The organism is Amycolatopsis sp. NPDC098790, assembly GCF_044759945.1.
Taxonomy (GTDB): domain Bacteria; phylum Actinomycetota; class Actinomycetes; order Mycobacteriales; family Pseudonocardiaceae; genus Amycolatopsis.
Genome location: NZ_JBIWAI010000001.1, coordinates 316,263 through 331,615 on the forward strand (window position 1 = coordinate 316,263; position 15,353 = coordinate 331,615).

Sequence of the window (15,353 nt, forward strand, 5' to 3'; positions counted from 1 at the left end):
GCTCAGTCGTACACTCCCTCGACCGTCCACAGTGGATTTTCCGTGCCCGCGCAGTGCAGGAGCACCGCCTCGGGCGGGTCGTCCGGCCCGCCCGCGAGCAGCAACTGCACCCTCGCTCGCCGCGGTCCCGTTCTTCGGCGGTCGCCCGCCAGGGGCCACGGCCCCGCCCACCCCACGACCTCCCTCGGCGGCCCGCCCGTGATGCTCAGCCCCTGCGGGACCGCCGTCAGCTGGTCGCGCGCCGTGATGCCGATCGGGCTGCCCTCGGCGTCGACCACCTGGGCGGGGACCGGGCGGTCGAGGACCGTTGCCGGGGACGGTGCCGGCAGCCGTCCGGGCCACGGCGCGTCCGGGGGCGTCGCCGGCTCTCGCGGGTCGCCCCACGGCACCAGCCGGACGCGGCCCGCCGGGTCGCGGCCGCCGTCGAGCAGCGGGGTCACCACGCCCTCCGGCCCGAGTAGGCCCTGGACGCGCACGAACGCCCGCGCCGCGCGTTCGTCTTCCTCCTCGGAACCGCCGTTCTGCCACAGGTCGAGCTGCAGCGACCGCCCCTCGACGACCTCCTCGGGTTCCAGCCGCAGCCGCACCACGCCGGACGTCGGGCGCCGGCCCGGTGCCGCGCGCAGCCAGCCTTCGAACTGCCAGCGCACGCGGTCCGCGACCCCGACGGGCGTCAGCGGTTCCGCGCACCGCCACGCGCGGCCGAGGTGTTCGCCTTCTTCGGTGACCGCGTAGATGCCGAGCCGGGTGCAGGCCAGGCCGTGGCCGGCGAGGGCGGCGCAGAACCGCGTCGCGAGGCCCTTGGCGAGGAACGCGGCGACGTCCACCCGCTCGACGACCGGGTCGAACTCCTCGGTCAGCGTCAGCTCGGGTGGCGGGCTTCGCCGCAGCGGCGGCCGTTCGGACCGGCCTCGCGCCAGCCGGTGGGCCAGCACGCCGTCGGCGCCGAACCGGTTGACGACGTCGCGTTCCGGCAGTTCCGCGAAGGCGCCGAGGGTGCGCAACCCGAGGCGCCGCAACAGGTCGACGAGCTCCGCGCGGTCGGCGCCGGGCTGGTCGAGTTCGGTGATCGGCAGCGGGGCGAGGAACTCGGCGACGCGTCCGGGCTCGACGAACTCCCCGCGGCGCGCGGCGAGCGTCGCGGCGAAGAGCCCTTCGGCGACGCCGACCTGGCATTCGACGCCGGCCGCGGCGGACACTTCGTCGACGAGCCGTTCGACGAGCGCGTGTTCGCCGCCGAAGTACCCGGCGGCGCCGTCGACGGGGACGGCGACGAGCCCGGGCCGCACGACCTCGACCCCGACGACGAGCCCTTCGACGGCTCGCGCGACGGCTTCGAAGAGCCGGGCGTCCCGGCCGTCGTCGGCGGCGAAGACGGCCAGGTCCGGGCAGTTCGACTGCGCCTCCCGCCGCCGCATCCCGCGCCGGACGCCGTTGCGCCGGGCACCGGCATTGCTCGCGACGACCCGGTTGGCGCTGAAGACGGCGGCGGGCGAGGTGACGGGCACGCCACCGACGGCCGCCGCGGCGACGACGGGCCAGTCCGGGCACCAGAGCACGAGCATCCGGGTGGCGAGATCGGCGGACCGCCGTTGCTCGGGGACGGTCACGCGGCCTCCCCGCGGACTTTCCGGGGACTGACGGCGATCATGCGGTCGCCTCTTCGCGAAGGGCAACGGAATCCTCGGCGGATCCGGTGGGCGCGGAGGCCAGCCCGGCAGCAGCCGAACCGGCACGGCCGGGAACCAGACTGGCAGCACCGAGCGAGCCGGCAGGCGCGGAGACCAAGCCGGAAGCAGCACCCACACCGCCACGACCAGGAACCACGCCGCCGTCACCCAGCGAGCCCGCAGGCGCGGAGACCGAACCAGAAGAGGCCCCGCCAGCAGCACCCAGCGCACCACCCGGACCGGGCAGCGCGACCGAAGCCGTCACCGGGCGAGCCGCAGCCCCCCGGCCACGGGCCCGCACGGTCACCTCCCGCTCACGCAGGTGCCCATACCCGCCCTCGAGCCCCTCCCACGCCGAAAACCGGCACGACAGCTCGACGTCGGCCCCCGGCCACGCGCCGAACGACAGCAGTACCGCCCCTCGGTGCCGGGCCCGGGCGGACAACCGCCGCGCCACGGCTGCCTGGACCGTCTCCGAATGGACCGCCACCAGGTCGACCCCGTCGAGCAGCGCCGCTACCACCGCCGGGAGCTCCACTCCCGGACGGGGGACCAGCGCCACCCGGCCGAGGTCGACGCCGTACTCGGCCGCCGCCGCCAGCCCCAGCGACGGCATGCCGACCACGGCCGCCCACGACCCGGCGGCGGTGGCCTCGGCGAGCAGCGCGAGCAGCAGCGACGTCCCCCCGTGGACCGCCAGCGTGCTCCCGCGCCGGAGCCCGGCGGCGGGCAGCAGCCCGGCCAGCGCGGGGGCGACCGGGAGCACCCTTCCCGTCACCCGCGCACGCTCGGCCTGCGCCGCGACCCGGCTCGCCGTGCTGACCCCGGGCAGGGCCGCCAGCCGGGCCACCGGCGGCTCCACCACAGCGGTCACCGCACGCACCTCCCCACCACGGACTAGGCCGGCGGTCGAGCCTCTCCCAAAAACACGACCGACGGCACTGGTTCGCCGCGGGGAAGGCGGCGGTTCCACGTCGAACACGTGTTCGACATGGACAAGTCAACCGCGAACGTCCCGAGGTGTCAAGTCACCCACTAGTGGGGTCCGAACCCTGAACGCGAGCCGCGCGTCGGCCTCCGAAGCGATCCGCGAAAGCTCGTCGTCCAGCACCATGAAGGCCCCCACGGCTCGCCCGCCAGGAGCTCCGTCCGGCACCCGCTTCCCCTTCCACACCTTGTCCGCGAGGCTGACGAGCAGGTCTTCGGCCGTCGCGTCCGGCGCGGACCAGGAACCGTGCGTGCCGGCGAACCGCGCCAGCCGCTCGGGAACCCCGTGCGACCGCAGCAGCGCGTGCCCGGCGTCGAACGGAACCCGGTCCGCGGCCCAGCCGGTCACCCCGCCACGGTAATGAAGTTGCCCGCGCCGAACCCCGGTCGCTAGACACACTCCCGTGGAGCTCACCGAAGCCCGGCCCGAAGACTGCCCGGAACTGCTCGTCCTGCAACGCTGCTGCTGGGTCCAGGAGGCCGTCCTCAACGACACCCTCGACATCCCCGCGCTGCACGAAACCCTCGAAGACGTCCGCGACTGGACGAAGACCTGGTCCGTGTGGGTGCTCCGCGAGGACCACCGGCTGGTCGGCGCGGTGCGGGCCCGGCTCGAAGGCGACCGCTGGGAGCTGGGCCGGCTGATGGTCGCGCCGGACCTCGCGGGGCGCGGGATCGGACGCCGGTTGCTCGAACACGCCGAAGCGCACGCGCCGGCCGAAGCGCGCCGGTTCGCCCTCTTCACCGGGGCGCGCAGCACCCGGAACATCACGCTCTACCAGCGGGCCGGCTACCGGCTCACCGACGCGCCCGACGCCGGCGGGCACATCAACGGCGCCGTCTACCTCGAAAAAGACGTCACCCAGCGCGAAAAACCCGGTCCGCCCGCCTGACGCTGCGGCGTCGGCTAGATTCCCCGGTGGACTTCTGGGGGTGGGCGATGACCAAACGGCCGGTTCTGTGGGTCGCCGGAGCGCTGGTCGCGGCGGGTGCGGTGGCGGCCGTCGTGCTGACCGCGGGCGGCGGGGTGCCCGGCGCCAAGGCCGCGGCGCCCGGGCCGACGACGATGGGCGCCGAGTGGCGGTCGTTCCGCGCCGACGTCACCGGGATCCGCCCCGGCCAGGACGACGTCAGCCTGTTCGTGCAGGTCGCGCTGCCCGGCAAGGACCCCGGCTGCGTCCGGGAGCCGCGGATCGAACAGGTCGTGGAGACCAAGACCGACGTCCGCGCCGACGTCGTCTACTCGACGCGGCCCGCCTCGGGCGGCTGCCAGGACAAGGTGCCCGCGGAGCTGCGGCTGACGACGTCGGCGCCGGTCGCGGACCGCACCGTCGTCCTCAACGGCGACAACGGCAACGCCTGGCACAAGCTCGGCGCCGGCTGGGGCCACTGCGCGCCCCAGGGCACCTGCGCCCCGCCCGCCGACCACTGCGACCCGGCGTGGGTCGGCGCCGCGGTGTCCGCGACCGGCGCCGAGAGCGCGGGCACCACCCGCGCCTGCGACCCGGGCTGGCTGGTCCTCGACCTCCTGCTGCGCCAGACCGACCCGCCCGCCCGCGCGGTCTTCCGCTGGAGCGACACCGGCTGGACGTCGTTCGCGCAGGTCAAGACGGCCGGCTGCGCGGACATCCGGGCCGCGGAACCGAAGTTCCCGGTCGCGCTCTGCAAGACGCTGCCGGCGCCCGCCTAGCGCCCCAGCTTCTTGACGACCTCCGCGCCGACCGCCTTCACCGCGTCGTCGGTCTCCTGCTGCGGCATCGGCGAGTTCGAGAAGAACCCCTTGTCCCAGCCGGACACCTCGACGATGACGACCGTCGTGCCCTTGAGGATGTGCAGTTCCGACCCGCTGAACGCGCTCTGCGTCACCAGCCGGACCAGCGTCGCCTTGTCGCCGACGCCCTTCACCTCCGTCGGCGGGACCGCCGGCGCGATCGGCTGGTACAGGTGGTTCGCCGACTCCCGCGCACCCTCCCCCGAGTACGCCGTGAGCCGGACGCTCAGCGTCGCGTCGCGGACGTTCTCGTCGGGGCCGGGCTTCCAGCTGCAGTTGACCTGCTTCAGGCCCGGCACGTTCGCGGTGCCCGGGCCGCCCAGCGCGAAGCTCGGGAAGCCCGCCTTCTCCAGCGTCTGAGCGGAGACCTGGCACTCGGCGGGCACCGGCGACGACGACGGTGCCGCGCCGGTGCTCGCGAAGTAGTCGCTCGCGAAGATGCTCAGCGGGATGCCCGCGCCGAGCAGCACGACCACCGCGCCGACGATCCCGAGGATCAGCCCCGTCCGCTTCTTCTTCGGAGGCGGCGGCATCGGCGCGCCGTAGCCGGGGCCGTAACCGGGATAGCCCTGCGGCTGATACCCGGGCGGCGGGTAGCCGGGCTGCTGGGGATACGGCCCCTGCTGCCCGTAACCCGGCTGTCCCTGCCCGTACGGCGGCGGTGGTGGTTGCTGCATCGAGCCCTCCCTCTCGAAGCGCGCGGGTCAGTGCGCGAAGTGCCGCGTTCCCGTCAGGTACATCGTGACGCCCGCCTTCTCCGCGGCCGCGATCACCTCGGGGTCGCGAACCGAACCGCCGGGCTGCACGACCGCGCGGACGCCCGCCTCGATCAGCACCTCCAGGCCGTCCGGGAACGGGAAGAACGCGTCCGACGCGCCGACCGAGCCCTTCGCCCGGTCGCCCGCGCGCGAGACCGCCAGCCGCGACGAGTCGACGCGGTTGACCTGGCCCATGCCGACGCCGACGGTCGCGCCGTCCGCGGCGAGCAGGATCGCGTTCGACTTGACCGCGCGCAGCGAGCGCCACGCGAACTCGAGGTCGCGCAGGGTCTGCTCGTCGGCCGGGGTGCCGGTCGCCAGCGTCCAGGACGCCGGGTCGTCGCCCGGCGCGTTGATCGCGTCGACGGTCTGCACGAGGACACCGCCGGAGATCTGGCGGAACTCGATCGGCGACGGCGGGACCTCGGGGAGCTTCAGCAGCCGGATGTTCTTCTTGCGCTGCAGGATTTCCAGCGCCTCGGCGTCGAAGTCCGGCGCCAGCACGACCTCGGTGAAGACCTCGGCGATCTGCTCGGCGGCCTCGCGGCTGACCGGGCGGTTCGTCGCGATGACGCCGCCGTAGGCCGAAACCGGGTCGCACGCGTGCGCCTTGCGGTGCGCCTCGGCGATGTCCGTGCCGACCGCGATGCCGCACGGGTTGGCGTGCTTGATGATCGCGACGGCGGGCTCGGCGAAGTCGAACGCGGCGCGCCGGGCGGCGTCGGTGTCGACGTAGTTGTTGTAGGACATGGCCTTGCCGTGCAGCTGCTCGGCGTGCGCCAGGCCGGCCCGGTGTCCCTTGTAGAGCGCGGCCTTCTGGTGCGGGTTCTCGCCGTAGCGCAGCACGTCGCCGCGTTCCCAGCTGATGCCGGAGAACTCGGGGAAGCCGGAGTCGTCCGCGGGCGCGTACACGTTGGAGAACCAGGAGGCGACCGCGATGTCGTACGACGCCGTGTGCGCGTACGCCTGGGCCGCGAGGCGCTTGCGGTCGGTCAGGTCGAACCCGCCGTCGGCGACGCGCTCGAGCACCCAGCCGTAGCGGGCCGGGTCGACGACGACCGCGACGCTGCCGTGGTTCTTCGCCGCCGCGCGGACCATGGCCGGGCCGCCGATGTCGATGTTCTCGACGCAGTCCTCGGGGCTCGCGCCGGACGCGACGGTCTGCGTGAACGGGTACAGGTTGACGACCAGCAGGTCGAACGCCGCGATCTCCAGCTTGCGCAGCTGCTCGACGTGGTCGGGGTTGCCCTGGTCGGCGAGCAGGCCGGCGTGCACGCGCGGGTGCAGCGTCTTGACGCGGCCGTCGAGCGACTCGGGGAAACCGGTGACGTCTTCGACCGGCGTGACCGGGACACCGGCGTCGGCGATGACCTTCGCCGTGCCGCCCGTGGAGACGATCTCGACGCCGGCCGCGTGCAGGCCGGTCGCGAGGTCCAGCAGGCCCGCCTTGTCCGAGACGCCGATCAGCGCCCGGCGGACCGGCCGCCGTCCCAGGTCAGTGCTCACGAAATGTCACCTTTCGTCCGTCCACGGTGCAGCCACCGCGGCCGAGTCGCTCGATCGTTTCCACCAGCAGCCTGCGCTCGACGGCCTTGATCCGTTCGTGCAGGACGTCTTCGGTGTCGTCGTGCTCCACGACGACCGCCTCCTGGGCGATGATCGGCCCGGTGTCGACCCCGGCGTCCGCGAAGTGCACGGTCGAGCCGGTGATCTTGACGCCGGCTTCGAGCGCGTCGCGCACCGCGTGCATCCCGGGGAACGACGGGAGCAGCGCCGGGTGCGTGTTGACCACCGTGAAGCGGCCGAGGAACTGCTCGCCGAGGATCTTCATGAACCCCGCGGAGACGACCAGGTCGGGCTGGTAGGCCGCGACGGCTTCGGTCAGCGCCTTGTCCCAGGCGGCGCGGTCGGGGTGGTCGGCGACGCGGACCGTGAACGACGGGACGCTCACGCGCTCGGCGCGGGTCAGCGCCTCGATGCCGGTGCGGTCGGCGCCGACGGCGACGACCTTGGCCGGGAAGCCGGACCGCGCGGTGGCGTCCAGCACCGCCTGCAGGAGGGTGCCGGAGCCCGACGCGAGCACGACGAGCTTCACCGGGGTGGGCAGCTCCAACCGTTGAGACAGAGCGGGCTCCTTGCCGCGGGCGGTGCGCAGCCGGTGCGCACGGCGCTTCACCAGGTCGCGTCAACCCTAACGGTCGGTCTCGTCCGCCTCGACGTCGCCGCAGGTCTCGGTGCCTCCGGTCACAGCTTCACCGGCCTCGCCCGAGCTTTCACGTGAAAGCTCGGCCTCCTCGAGGGCGGCACTTTCACGTGAAAGTGCCGCGTCCTCTTCGGGTTCTTCGGGCTCTGCTCCGTCCTCTTCGGACGCTTCGGACGCTTCGAGCTCCTCGACGGCTTCGGCCGCTTCTTCGGCGTCGACGTCGTCGGCGTCTTCGAAGGCTTCGTTGTCTTCGAGCGCTTCGGGAGGCGGCGCCGGCGGTTCGTGCTCTCCGGTGAAGAACGCGACGAACGAGCCCGGGATGACGATCCAGCAGAACGCGACGACCGACGCGACCCCGACCGGCACGCTCACCGGGTCGAACGGGCCGTCGCCGAGCCGTCCGCCGGACAGGGTGCCCAGCGCGACGCAGCCGAGCGCGACCACCGCCCCCGCCACCGCGACCGTGCGGATGCGCTGCGCCGGATCGGCGTCCACCTTGCGCAGCGTCCAGCCGACGAACGCCCCGGTCGCCGCGGGCAGCACCAGCAGCGCCGGCCACCACGCCGCGTGGTGCTCGGGCAGGCCGCCGAGCAGCGGGACGCCGGGCACGGCGCCGCCGCGGTAGCCGAACATCCCGACGGTCAGGTCGCCGATCGAGAACCCCGGCCCGGTGACGAACGACAGCGTCGCCGCCACGGCGTTGGGCAGGTAGAGGACCGACAGCAGGAACATCCCGAAGCCGCTGCCGAACGCGGGCTCGTACATGTCGGCGACCGTCCGCCAGGACAGCGCGGTCGCGACGGTGAACACGACGCCGCCGCAGGCCAGCAGCACCGCGAACCCGAGCGCGCCCGCCCGGACCCCGCGCAGCGCCGAGGGGTCGAGGCGCTCGGCGACGACGTCCGGCAGCCCGCAGCACCGGAAGATGCCCGCGCTCGCGGCCACCGCGGCCAGCGCCCCGGGCACGGCGAACGCGACCAGCGGGTTGGCCGTCACCGGCGAGCCGTGCGCGCCGAGCGCGATGGCCAGCCCGAACAGCGCGTGCGCGAGGGTGATCGTGACGAACACCGGCAGCGCTTCGCGGGGTGACCGGCAGCCGAGACGGATGGCGGCGCCGGACGCCGTCCGCGCGGCCAGCGCGAGCGCGCCCAGCGTCGGCAGCAGCGGCAGCACGCCGAGCGGGTGGACGCCGAGGTCGAGGCGCACCTGGTGCGTGGCGAGCCAGCCGGGGCCGGCGGCCAGCAGCACGCCGGTGCCGGAGAAGACGGTGCGTTCGGCGGTGAGGGTGACCAGCGTCAGCACGGTCGCGACGGCGGCGTAGCCGGTGACCAGCGGGCCGAGGGCGGCGGCGAGCAACACCCGCACCCGCGCCGCCTGGGAGAGTTCGACGTCGGGTTCGAGGTCGCCCACCGGCTCCTCGCGGGAGTCGGTGAGCAGGTCCATGATCCGCACCCTGACATCCGCGCTGGTCCGTCCGGGTGAGCCACGCCGCCGCCGGCGGGCGTGGGGAAGCTAACCCACCCGGTCGAGTAACCCCCGGAGTGCAAAACACCCGCCGTGACACTCTGCGTGTCACGGCGGGTGTTCCGAGAGGTGCGTCAGTTCGACTTGCCGAACCCCCCGGGCGGCGTGCCCGGGTTGTCCGACGGCGGCTGCTGGAAGAACGAGCCCTGCTGCGGGGCGTACGTCGTGGCCTGCTGACCCGGCGGCGGCGTGGTCGACGGCGGGTTCGGCGAGCCGTACTGGCCCTGCCCGAACGGCGCGTCCCCGCCCGGGGTGACCGGCCCGTGCCCCGGCTGACCGAACTGCTGCCCCTGCTGGCCCGGCTGGTTCTGCTGCGGGTACTGCTGCTGGCCGTACTGGCCGCTGAAGGGCGCGGCGGCGGGCTTCGGCGTCGGCGGCTTGAGCACGTCCTGGTCGATCAGCAGCGCGGCGACCGCGGCGGCCATCTGCAGGACGCCCAGGATCAGGATGACGGTGACGATGCCGGGCGACGTCTGCATCCCGATCAGCTGGTCCAGGACGTAGAGCGCGCCGAGGACGCTGAACAGCGCCGCGAACGGCAGCGTCTTCGGGCCCTTCGGCAGCGCGTGCATCGCGGCGAGCAGGCCGCCGCCCAGCAGGAACACGCCGCCGAGGCCGACGTCACCGGAGTCGGAGAAGCCGAGGAAGTACTGGACGACGCCGAAGACCGCGACGCCGAGCGCGAGCATCAGCGGCAGGTTGTGGGTCAGGTTCGCGACACCCCCCGACGGCGCCTGGTGCGAGTGGGGCGGCTGCTGCTGAGCCGGGAAGCCACTGGACGGCGGTCCGGGGGGCTGCTGGCCGCCACCCTGCTGGGGGTAGCCGGGCCCACCGCTGGGGAAGGTCATCGGATGCACTCCTGTCGGTTCGACCGGCACTCCGGGGTACCAGGACACCCGGGGGAAGACAAGGCGGCTCGTGTGCGCAGAACGCTAGCGCACTCCGGAGCCGCCGACCCATCAGACGCGTGAATACCCCGGGAGGTTTCGTCCCTGAACCAGGTGAAGCCGGGCACCTGATCGGGTGCCCGGCTTCACCAGGAGTAATGCGTCAACCTCAGCCGAGGTTGTTGTACAGCTCACGCGCGAGGACGGCGGTCTCGCTCGGGGTCTTGCCGACCTTGACGCCGGCGGCCTCGAGGGCCTCCTTCTTCGCGGCGGCCGTGCCGGAGGAGCCCGACACGATGGCGCCCGCGTGGCCCATGGTCTTGCCCTCGGGCGCGGTGAAGCCCGCGACGTAGCCGACGACCGGCTTCGTCACGTTCTCCTTGATGTACGCCGCGGCGCGCTCTTCGGCGTCGCCGCCGATCTCGCCGATCATGACGATGACCTTGGTCTCGGGGTCCTGCTCGAACGCCGCGAGGGCGTCGATGTGGGTGGTCCCGATGATGGGGTCACCGCCGATGCCGACAGCGGTGGAGAAGCCGATGTCACGCAGCTCGTACATCATCTGGTAGGTCAGCGTGCCCGACTTCGACACGAGGCCGATCGCGCCGGCCTCGGTGATGTCGGCCGGGATGATGCCGGCGTTCGACTTGCCCGGGCTGATCACGCCGGGGCAGTTCGGGCCGATGATCCGGGTCTTGTTGCCCTTCGCGACGGCGTGCGCCCAGAAGTAGGCCGAGTCGTGCACCGGGATGCCCTCGGTGATCACGACGGCCAGCGGGATCTCGGCGTCGATCGCCTCGAGGACCGCGTCCTTGGCGAACTTCGGCGGCACGAAGATGACCGACACGTCGGCGCCGGTCTCCTTGATCGCCTCCTCGACGGTGCCGAAGACCTTGAGGTCCTTGCCCTCGATGGTGACGGTCTGGCCGGCCTTGCGGGCGTTGACGCCACCCACGATGTTCGTGCCGGACTTCAGCATCTTGGTCGCGTGCTTCGTGCCCTCGGAGCCGGTGAGCCCCTGGACGATGACCTTGCTGTTCTCGTTGATGAAGATCGACATCTCACGCACCTGCCGCGGCGAGCTCGGCAGCCTTGTCGGCCGCGTTGTCCATTGTGTCCACCACGGTGACCAGCGGGTGGTTCGCGTCCGCCAGGATCTTGCGACCCTCCACGACGTTGTTGCCGTCCAGGCGGACGACCAGCGGCTTGGTGGCCTCGTCGCCCAGGATCTTCAGGGCCTCGACGATGCCGTTCGCCACCGCGTCGCAGGCGGTGATGCCGCCGAAGACGTTGACGAAGACGCTCTTCACGTCGGTGTCGTTGAGGATGACGTCCAGCCCGGCCGCCATGACCTCGGCCGACGCGCCGCCGCCGATGTCGAGGAAGTTCGCCGGCTTCACGCCGCCGTGCTTCTCGCCCGCGTACGCCACGACGTCCAAAGTGGACATGACGAGGCCCGCGCCGTTGCCGATGATGCCGACCTGGCCGTCGAGCTTGACGTAGTTGAGGTTCTTGGCCTTGGCCTTCGCCTCGAGCGGGTTCTCCGCGTCCTTGTCCACCAGGGCTTCGTGGCCCGGCTGGCGGAAGTCCGCGTTCTCGTCGAGGGTGACCTTGCCGTCGAGGGCGATGATCTTGTCCTGCGGGTCGCGGACCAGCGGGTTGACCTCGACGAGGGTGGCGTCCTCGGAGACGAAGGTCTCCCAGAGCTTCACGACGACGTCGGCGGCTTCGTCGATGATGTCGGCCGGGAAGTTGCCGGCCTTCAGGATCTCGAGCGCCTTCGCCTTGTCGACCCCGGCGATCGCGTCGACCGGGATCTTCGCGAGCGCGTCCGGCCGCTCGACCGCGAGCTGCTCGATCTCCATGCCGCCCTCGGAGGACGCCATCGCCAGGAACGTGCGGTTCGCGCGGTCCAGCAGGAAGGAGAAGTAGTACTCGGACGCGATGTCCGAAGCTTCGGCCACGAGCACGCGACGCGTGATGTGGCCCTTGATGTCGAGGCCGAGGATGGCTTCCGCCTTCTCCTTCGCCTCGTCGGGCGTCTGGGCCAGCTTGACGCCGCCCGCCTTCCCGCGGCCGCCGACCTTCACCTGCGCCTTGACGACGACCTGGTTGCCGATCTGCTCCGCGGCGGTCTTGGCTTCTTCGGGGGTGCTAGCCACCGAGCCCGGCAGAACCGGTACTCCGTGGGCGGCGAAGAGATCCCTCGCCTGGTACTCGTAGAGGTCCACTACTCCAGTCTCCTGACGACACGCCACTGTGGTGGTCCGTTGCCGGACCGCGCTGTCGGACCAGTCGAGGTTAGCGACCTGCGCAGACGCAGGGGACTCCGCACCTGGTGAAGTCGGTCACCGTGCGCGGTCAGACGGTACGTCCACGGTGTGAGACCGCCCACCGCGCAACCATTCCACGGCTTTTCGGGGGTCTTCGCCGGTGAAGATCCGAACGCCGTTCAACGCATCGGCGAGCCCGGGCGGCGGTCCGTCGCCGAGCACGCCGACGGCGTCCGGGTCCTCCTGTTCGGCGGTGGTCCGCAGCTGCTCGAGCGTGTCGAGCCGGCCGGCGTGGACGACCTCCATGCCTTCGTCGCGCAGGACGCGGCCCAGCGCGACGGCGGCCGGGTCGGACGTCCCGAACTCGACGAGGAGCACCCGGAGGCGCTCACGGCTCACGACGTCCTCCGGTTGTCGGCGTCTGGCGGCGTCCGGCGGCTTCCGGCGGCCGACATGCCGGCGGCGACTAGCAGCGCGGCCGCGGCGGCGAGGGTGACCCAGAACCCGGTCGACGGGCTCGCGTCGCCGAGGGAGCCGCCGACGAGCGGCAGTTCCGCGGCGTGCAGCGCGGCGAGCAGGGCGGCGCCGGTGAGCAGGGCGGCCGCGGGGCGGGGCCGTGACCGAACGGCGAGCGCGGCGGCGCCGACGACGACCACGACGGCGGTCCAGAGTCCCCACGAAGGTGTGTCGAGGTTCGACCAGAGCCCGGGAGCGACGTAGCCGGGCACGCTGAAGACGGGCAGCCCGAACCCGGCGACGGCGAGCACCGCCCCGGCGGCGACGGGGGTGAGCACGCCGGCGTTCGCGGTGCCGTCCCCGGCGTCTTCGCGTTCGACGACCCCGGTCCCGACGGCGGCGAGCGCGGTCAGGGCGGCGAGCACGAGCGCGCCGAACGTCCAGGCGGCGCCGGCCCCGAGGTCGTAGGTGAAGACGGGGGTGGTGCCGGCGTCCGCCCCGCCGAAGCCGGCGAGGTTGCCGGCCTGGGTGGCGGTCAGCGCGGTGTTCAGGACGGCGGTGCCGGCCAGGACGATCCCGGCCCAGGCGACCCCGAGCACGGGCCGCGCTTTCGACGCGGTCCCCGGGACGAGCGTGAGTGCGGCGGCCACGGCAACGAGCAGGGCGGCGACGAGCAGGAACCACCGAGCGGGACTCTCGGCGGCGGCGGTGCTGGGAGCGGTGGCCCCGGGGTTGAGCGCGCTGACGGCGACTTGCGGCGCGAAGGTCCCGACGAGCGCGGCGACGGCGGTGGCGAGGCCGAGCAGGCCGGTGATCAGCCGCCACCAGAAGACGCCGGGGATCCGGACGTCGTGTTCGGCCTGCGGTTTTTCGCTCAGCCGGGTGAAGGCGAGCGCGCCGACGAGGACGGCCGCGACGAGCGCGAGGACGGGTCCCCAGGTGACGTGCAGGTCGGTTCGCAGGAGCCCGGAGAGGATCGGCGGTGTCGCTGTTGCGCCGATCCCGGCGGCGAGGCCAAGAAGCATGCCCCGCGCGGTGGCTTCGGAGGGAGCGGCGAGAGCGAGGGCAGCGGCGAGCGGGAGGGCGGCGGCGAGGAGGAGGTACCCGCCGAGGGCGGGCCAGGGCCCTTCGAACGCGGCGCGGGCGAGGAGGAAGCCGTTGTCGGATTGGACGGGGGCGGTGAGCAGCCCGACTGAAGCGGTGACGGCGAGCAGCGGGGCCAGGAGACGCCAGCGCCGGCGTTCGGGTTCTTCGTTTTGCCGCCCGGCGCGCCAGGCGGCGATACCGGCGGCTGCGGTGAGCAGGTGCCCGGCGAGGAGGAGCCAGAACCCGGCGCCGACGGCCGAGCCGCCGATGAAGTGGTCGGGGAAGTACAGCTCGGGGCGGATGGCGAGGGGGGCGTTGACGGCGAACTGGAGGTCGAGGACCAGCCGGCCGGGTGCCAGGGCGGCCAGGCCGAGGATCAGGCCGTTGGCCAGGCCGGGTCGCTTGGCGCTCGCCCCGGCGGCGGCCGCAACGGGGGCGAGCGCGAGGACGGCGAGCCAGGGCCAGCTGGTGAACCCGGGGGCGGCGGCTGGGGAGATGTGGGCGATGGCTGCCGCGGTGAGCGCCAGGGCGCCGAGGGTGGTCAGGAGGAGGGGGAGGGTTGGTTTGGGGGTTTCGTCTTCGGCCCAGGTGGGGGTGGGTTCGGGGTGGTCGCTTGCGGTGTTTTTGGGGCGGGACCGGGCGGCGCTTCCCGGGCGGTCCGCGGCGGAGGCTGAGTCTGTGCTCGTGCGGTGGGTTGCGGCTGCGGCCGGGCGGCTTCCCGCGGAGGCCGACTCTGCACCCGCCGGGCGGCCTGCGGCAGCGGCCGGGCCTGCGCCTTCGGAGCCGGGGGTGGTCGCCGGGTCGGCGCCTGCCGAGCGGTTCCCCGCGGAGGCCGGCTTCGCACCCGCGGGGCGGGCTGCGGCGGCTGCCGAGTCGGCGCCTTCGCGGCCGGCACTGGTTGCCGAGCCGGCGCCTGCCGAGTGGCTTCCCGCGGAGGCTGACTCCGCGCCCGAGGGGCGGGCTGCGGCGGCTGCCGGGTCGGTGCCTTCCGGGGCGGCCTGCACCTTTGGTGGACCCGAGGTTTCGGGGGCGGCCTGCCGGGAAGTCTGTGCGCGAGGGGGCTTCCGCTTGCCGGTGGGACGGGTGGCCGCGGGGTCTTGCGGGGAAGCCGGGGTGCCGGGGGTGTCCCCGGCCGGGGGCTCTGAGCGTGGGGGCATTGCCCGCGACGCTAGCAAGCCCGGGCGGCGAGCGAGGTCCTAGCGGGGCGCGAGTCGCCGAGTGGCCCGGTGAGCGGTGGATGCAGGGCGCGCAGCTGGAAACCCGGTCGCCGGGAGGAGCCGCTGGTTGCGGCTGCGGATTGGCCAGCTCGGCGAGGCGCCTCGCGTCACCGCGCGGCCAAGGTGGCCGCGCGTGCGCGATCGAGCGGGCGGCGACGGTACGGGTGGTGGCGGCCGGGGACTCGCCGTGCCTGTCGACCAAGGGCGAGTCGCTGGTTGCGGGCGCGGGCTGCGGATGTGGCTCAGCCAGGTCGGCGATCGCCGGGCGGCTCGAAGCGCCGGGAACGGGCTGCTTGCTGCCGTGCGAGGTCTATCGGCGATCGCCGGGCGACTTGAGGCGCCGGGAACGGGCTGCTTGTCGCCGTGAGATCTATCGGTGATCGCCGGGCGGCTTGAGGCGTCGGGAGTGGGCCGCTGGTTGCCCTTCGAGACCTGCGCGCATGGGGCGGGTGGCCGAGTCAAGGCGTCTGAATCGGACAAATCTGGCGGCCGCGGGCTGCTTACACGCGCGAGTCGGTGAA

Annotated in this window: 13 protein-coding genes and 1 pseudogene; 2 read left to right on the forward strand and 12 right to left on the reverse strand. The window is 73.3% G+C overall.

Translation table 11 applies throughout. The features are described from left to right. Positions 1 to 2 precede the first annotated feature (2 nt). The 3 genes and pseudogenes from ACIQWX_RS01630 to ACIQWX_RS01640 all read right to left on the reverse strand — a co-directional run bounded on the left by ACIQWX_RS01630 (position 3) and on the right by ACIQWX_RS01640 (position 3,006). Positions 3 to 1,565, reverse strand: coding sequence for a DNA polymerase Y family protein (locus tag ACIQWX_RS01630; protein ID WP_400869350.1), 1,563 nt, complete (start codon positions 1,563 to 1,565; stop codon positions 3 to 5). A 319-nt stretch (positions 1,566 to 1,884) separates the two neighbouring features. Further along, positions 1,885 to 2,544, reverse strand: a pseudogene (locus ACIQWX_RS01635) (hypothetical protein); the annotation flags it as partial. A 126-nt stretch (positions 2,545 to 2,670) separates the two neighbouring features. Then, on the reverse strand, positions 2,671 to 3,006 hold the full coding sequence (locus ACIQWX_RS01640) for a hypothetical protein (protein ID WP_400864147.1): 336 nt from the start codon (positions 3,004 to 3,006) through the stop codon (positions 2,671 to 2,673). Positions 3,007 to 3,061: 55 nt separating this feature from the next. Between ACIQWX_RS01640 and ACIQWX_RS01645 the strand changes: the two genes are divergently transcribed. Both ACIQWX_RS01645 and ACIQWX_RS01650 read left to right on the forward strand, forming a co-directional pair. Then, positions 3,062 to 3,550: a GNAT family N-acetyltransferase gene (locus ACIQWX_RS01645; protein WP_400864149.1), complete on the forward strand. Its 489-nt coding sequence runs from the start codon at positions 3,062 to 3,064 to the stop codon at positions 3,548 to 3,550. A gap of 47 nt (positions 3,551 to 3,597) precedes the next feature. Next, on the forward strand, positions 3,598 to 4,347 hold the full coding sequence (locus ACIQWX_RS01650; RefSeq protein ID WP_400864152.1) for a hypothetical protein: 750 nt from the start codon (positions 3,598 to 3,600) through the stop codon (positions 4,345 to 4,347). Here ACIQWX_RS01650 and ACIQWX_RS01655 read toward each other — a convergent pair. The 9 genes from ACIQWX_RS01655 to ACIQWX_RS01695 form a co-directional block, all read right to left on the reverse strand. Next, complete coding sequence (locus ACIQWX_RS01655) at positions 4,344 to 5,105, reverse strand: hypothetical protein (RefSeq protein WP_400864155.1); 762 nt, start codon at positions 5,103 to 5,105, stop codon at positions 4,344 to 4,346. The genes ACIQWX_RS01650 and ACIQWX_RS01655 overlap by 4 nt on opposite strands. A gap of 27 nt (positions 5,106 to 5,132) precedes the next feature. Continuing rightward, positions 5,133 to 6,692: a bifunctional phosphoribosylaminoimidazolecarboxamide formyltransferase/IMP cyclohydrolase gene (purH, locus tag ACIQWX_RS01660; RefSeq protein ID WP_400864158.1), complete on the reverse strand. Its 1,560-nt coding sequence runs from the start codon at positions 6,690 to 6,692 to the stop codon at positions 5,133 to 5,135. Further along, positions 6,682 to 7,299 (reverse strand): phosphoribosylglycinamide formyltransferase, encoded by a 618-nt coding sequence (purN, locus tag ACIQWX_RS01665; protein ID WP_400869352.1) that lies wholly within the window; start codon positions 7,297 to 7,299, stop codon positions 6,682 to 6,684. The genes purH and purN overlap by 11 nt, the downstream gene beginning before the upstream one ends. Before the next feature lie 78 nt (positions 7,300 to 7,377). After that, entirely contained in the window at positions 7,378 to 8,841 is a 1,464-nt protein-coding gene (locus tag ACIQWX_RS01670) for a DUF6350 family protein (RefSeq protein ID WP_400864161.1), read from the reverse strand. A 146-nt stretch (positions 8,842 to 8,987) separates the two neighbouring features. Beyond that, entirely contained in the window at positions 8,988 to 9,761 is a 774-nt protein-coding gene (locus ACIQWX_RS01675; protein WP_400864164.1) for a DUF5336 domain-containing protein, read from the reverse strand. A 208-nt stretch (positions 9,762 to 9,969) separates the two neighbouring features. Further along, positions 9,970 to 10,860 carry a succinate--CoA ligase subunit alpha gene (gene sucD, locus ACIQWX_RS01680; protein ID WP_400864167.1) on the reverse strand — a complete coding sequence of 297 codons (891 nt, stop codon included), beginning with the start codon at positions 10,858 to 10,860 and terminating at the stop codon, positions 9,970 to 9,972. Between the two features lies 1 nt (position 10,861). Next, positions 10,862 to 12,031: an ADP-forming succinate--CoA ligase subunit beta gene (sucC, locus tag ACIQWX_RS01685; protein ID WP_400864169.1), complete on the reverse strand. Its 1,170-nt coding sequence runs from the start codon at positions 12,029 to 12,031 to the stop codon at positions 10,862 to 10,864. A 117-nt stretch (positions 12,032 to 12,148) separates the two neighbouring features. Then, the gene (locus ACIQWX_RS01690) at positions 12,149 to 12,472 is read right to left on the reverse strand and encodes a hypothetical protein (protein ID WP_400864171.1); all 324 of its coding nucleotides are present in this window, start codon (positions 12,470 to 12,472) and stop codon (positions 12,149 to 12,151) included. Continuing rightward, complete coding sequence (locus ACIQWX_RS01695; RefSeq protein WP_400864174.1) at positions 12,469 to 14,619, reverse strand: hypothetical protein; 2,151 nt, start codon at positions 14,617 to 14,619, stop codon at positions 12,469 to 12,471. The genes ACIQWX_RS01690 and ACIQWX_RS01695 overlap by 4 nt, the downstream gene beginning before the upstream one ends. Positions 14,620 to 15,353 lie beyond the last annotated feature (734 nt).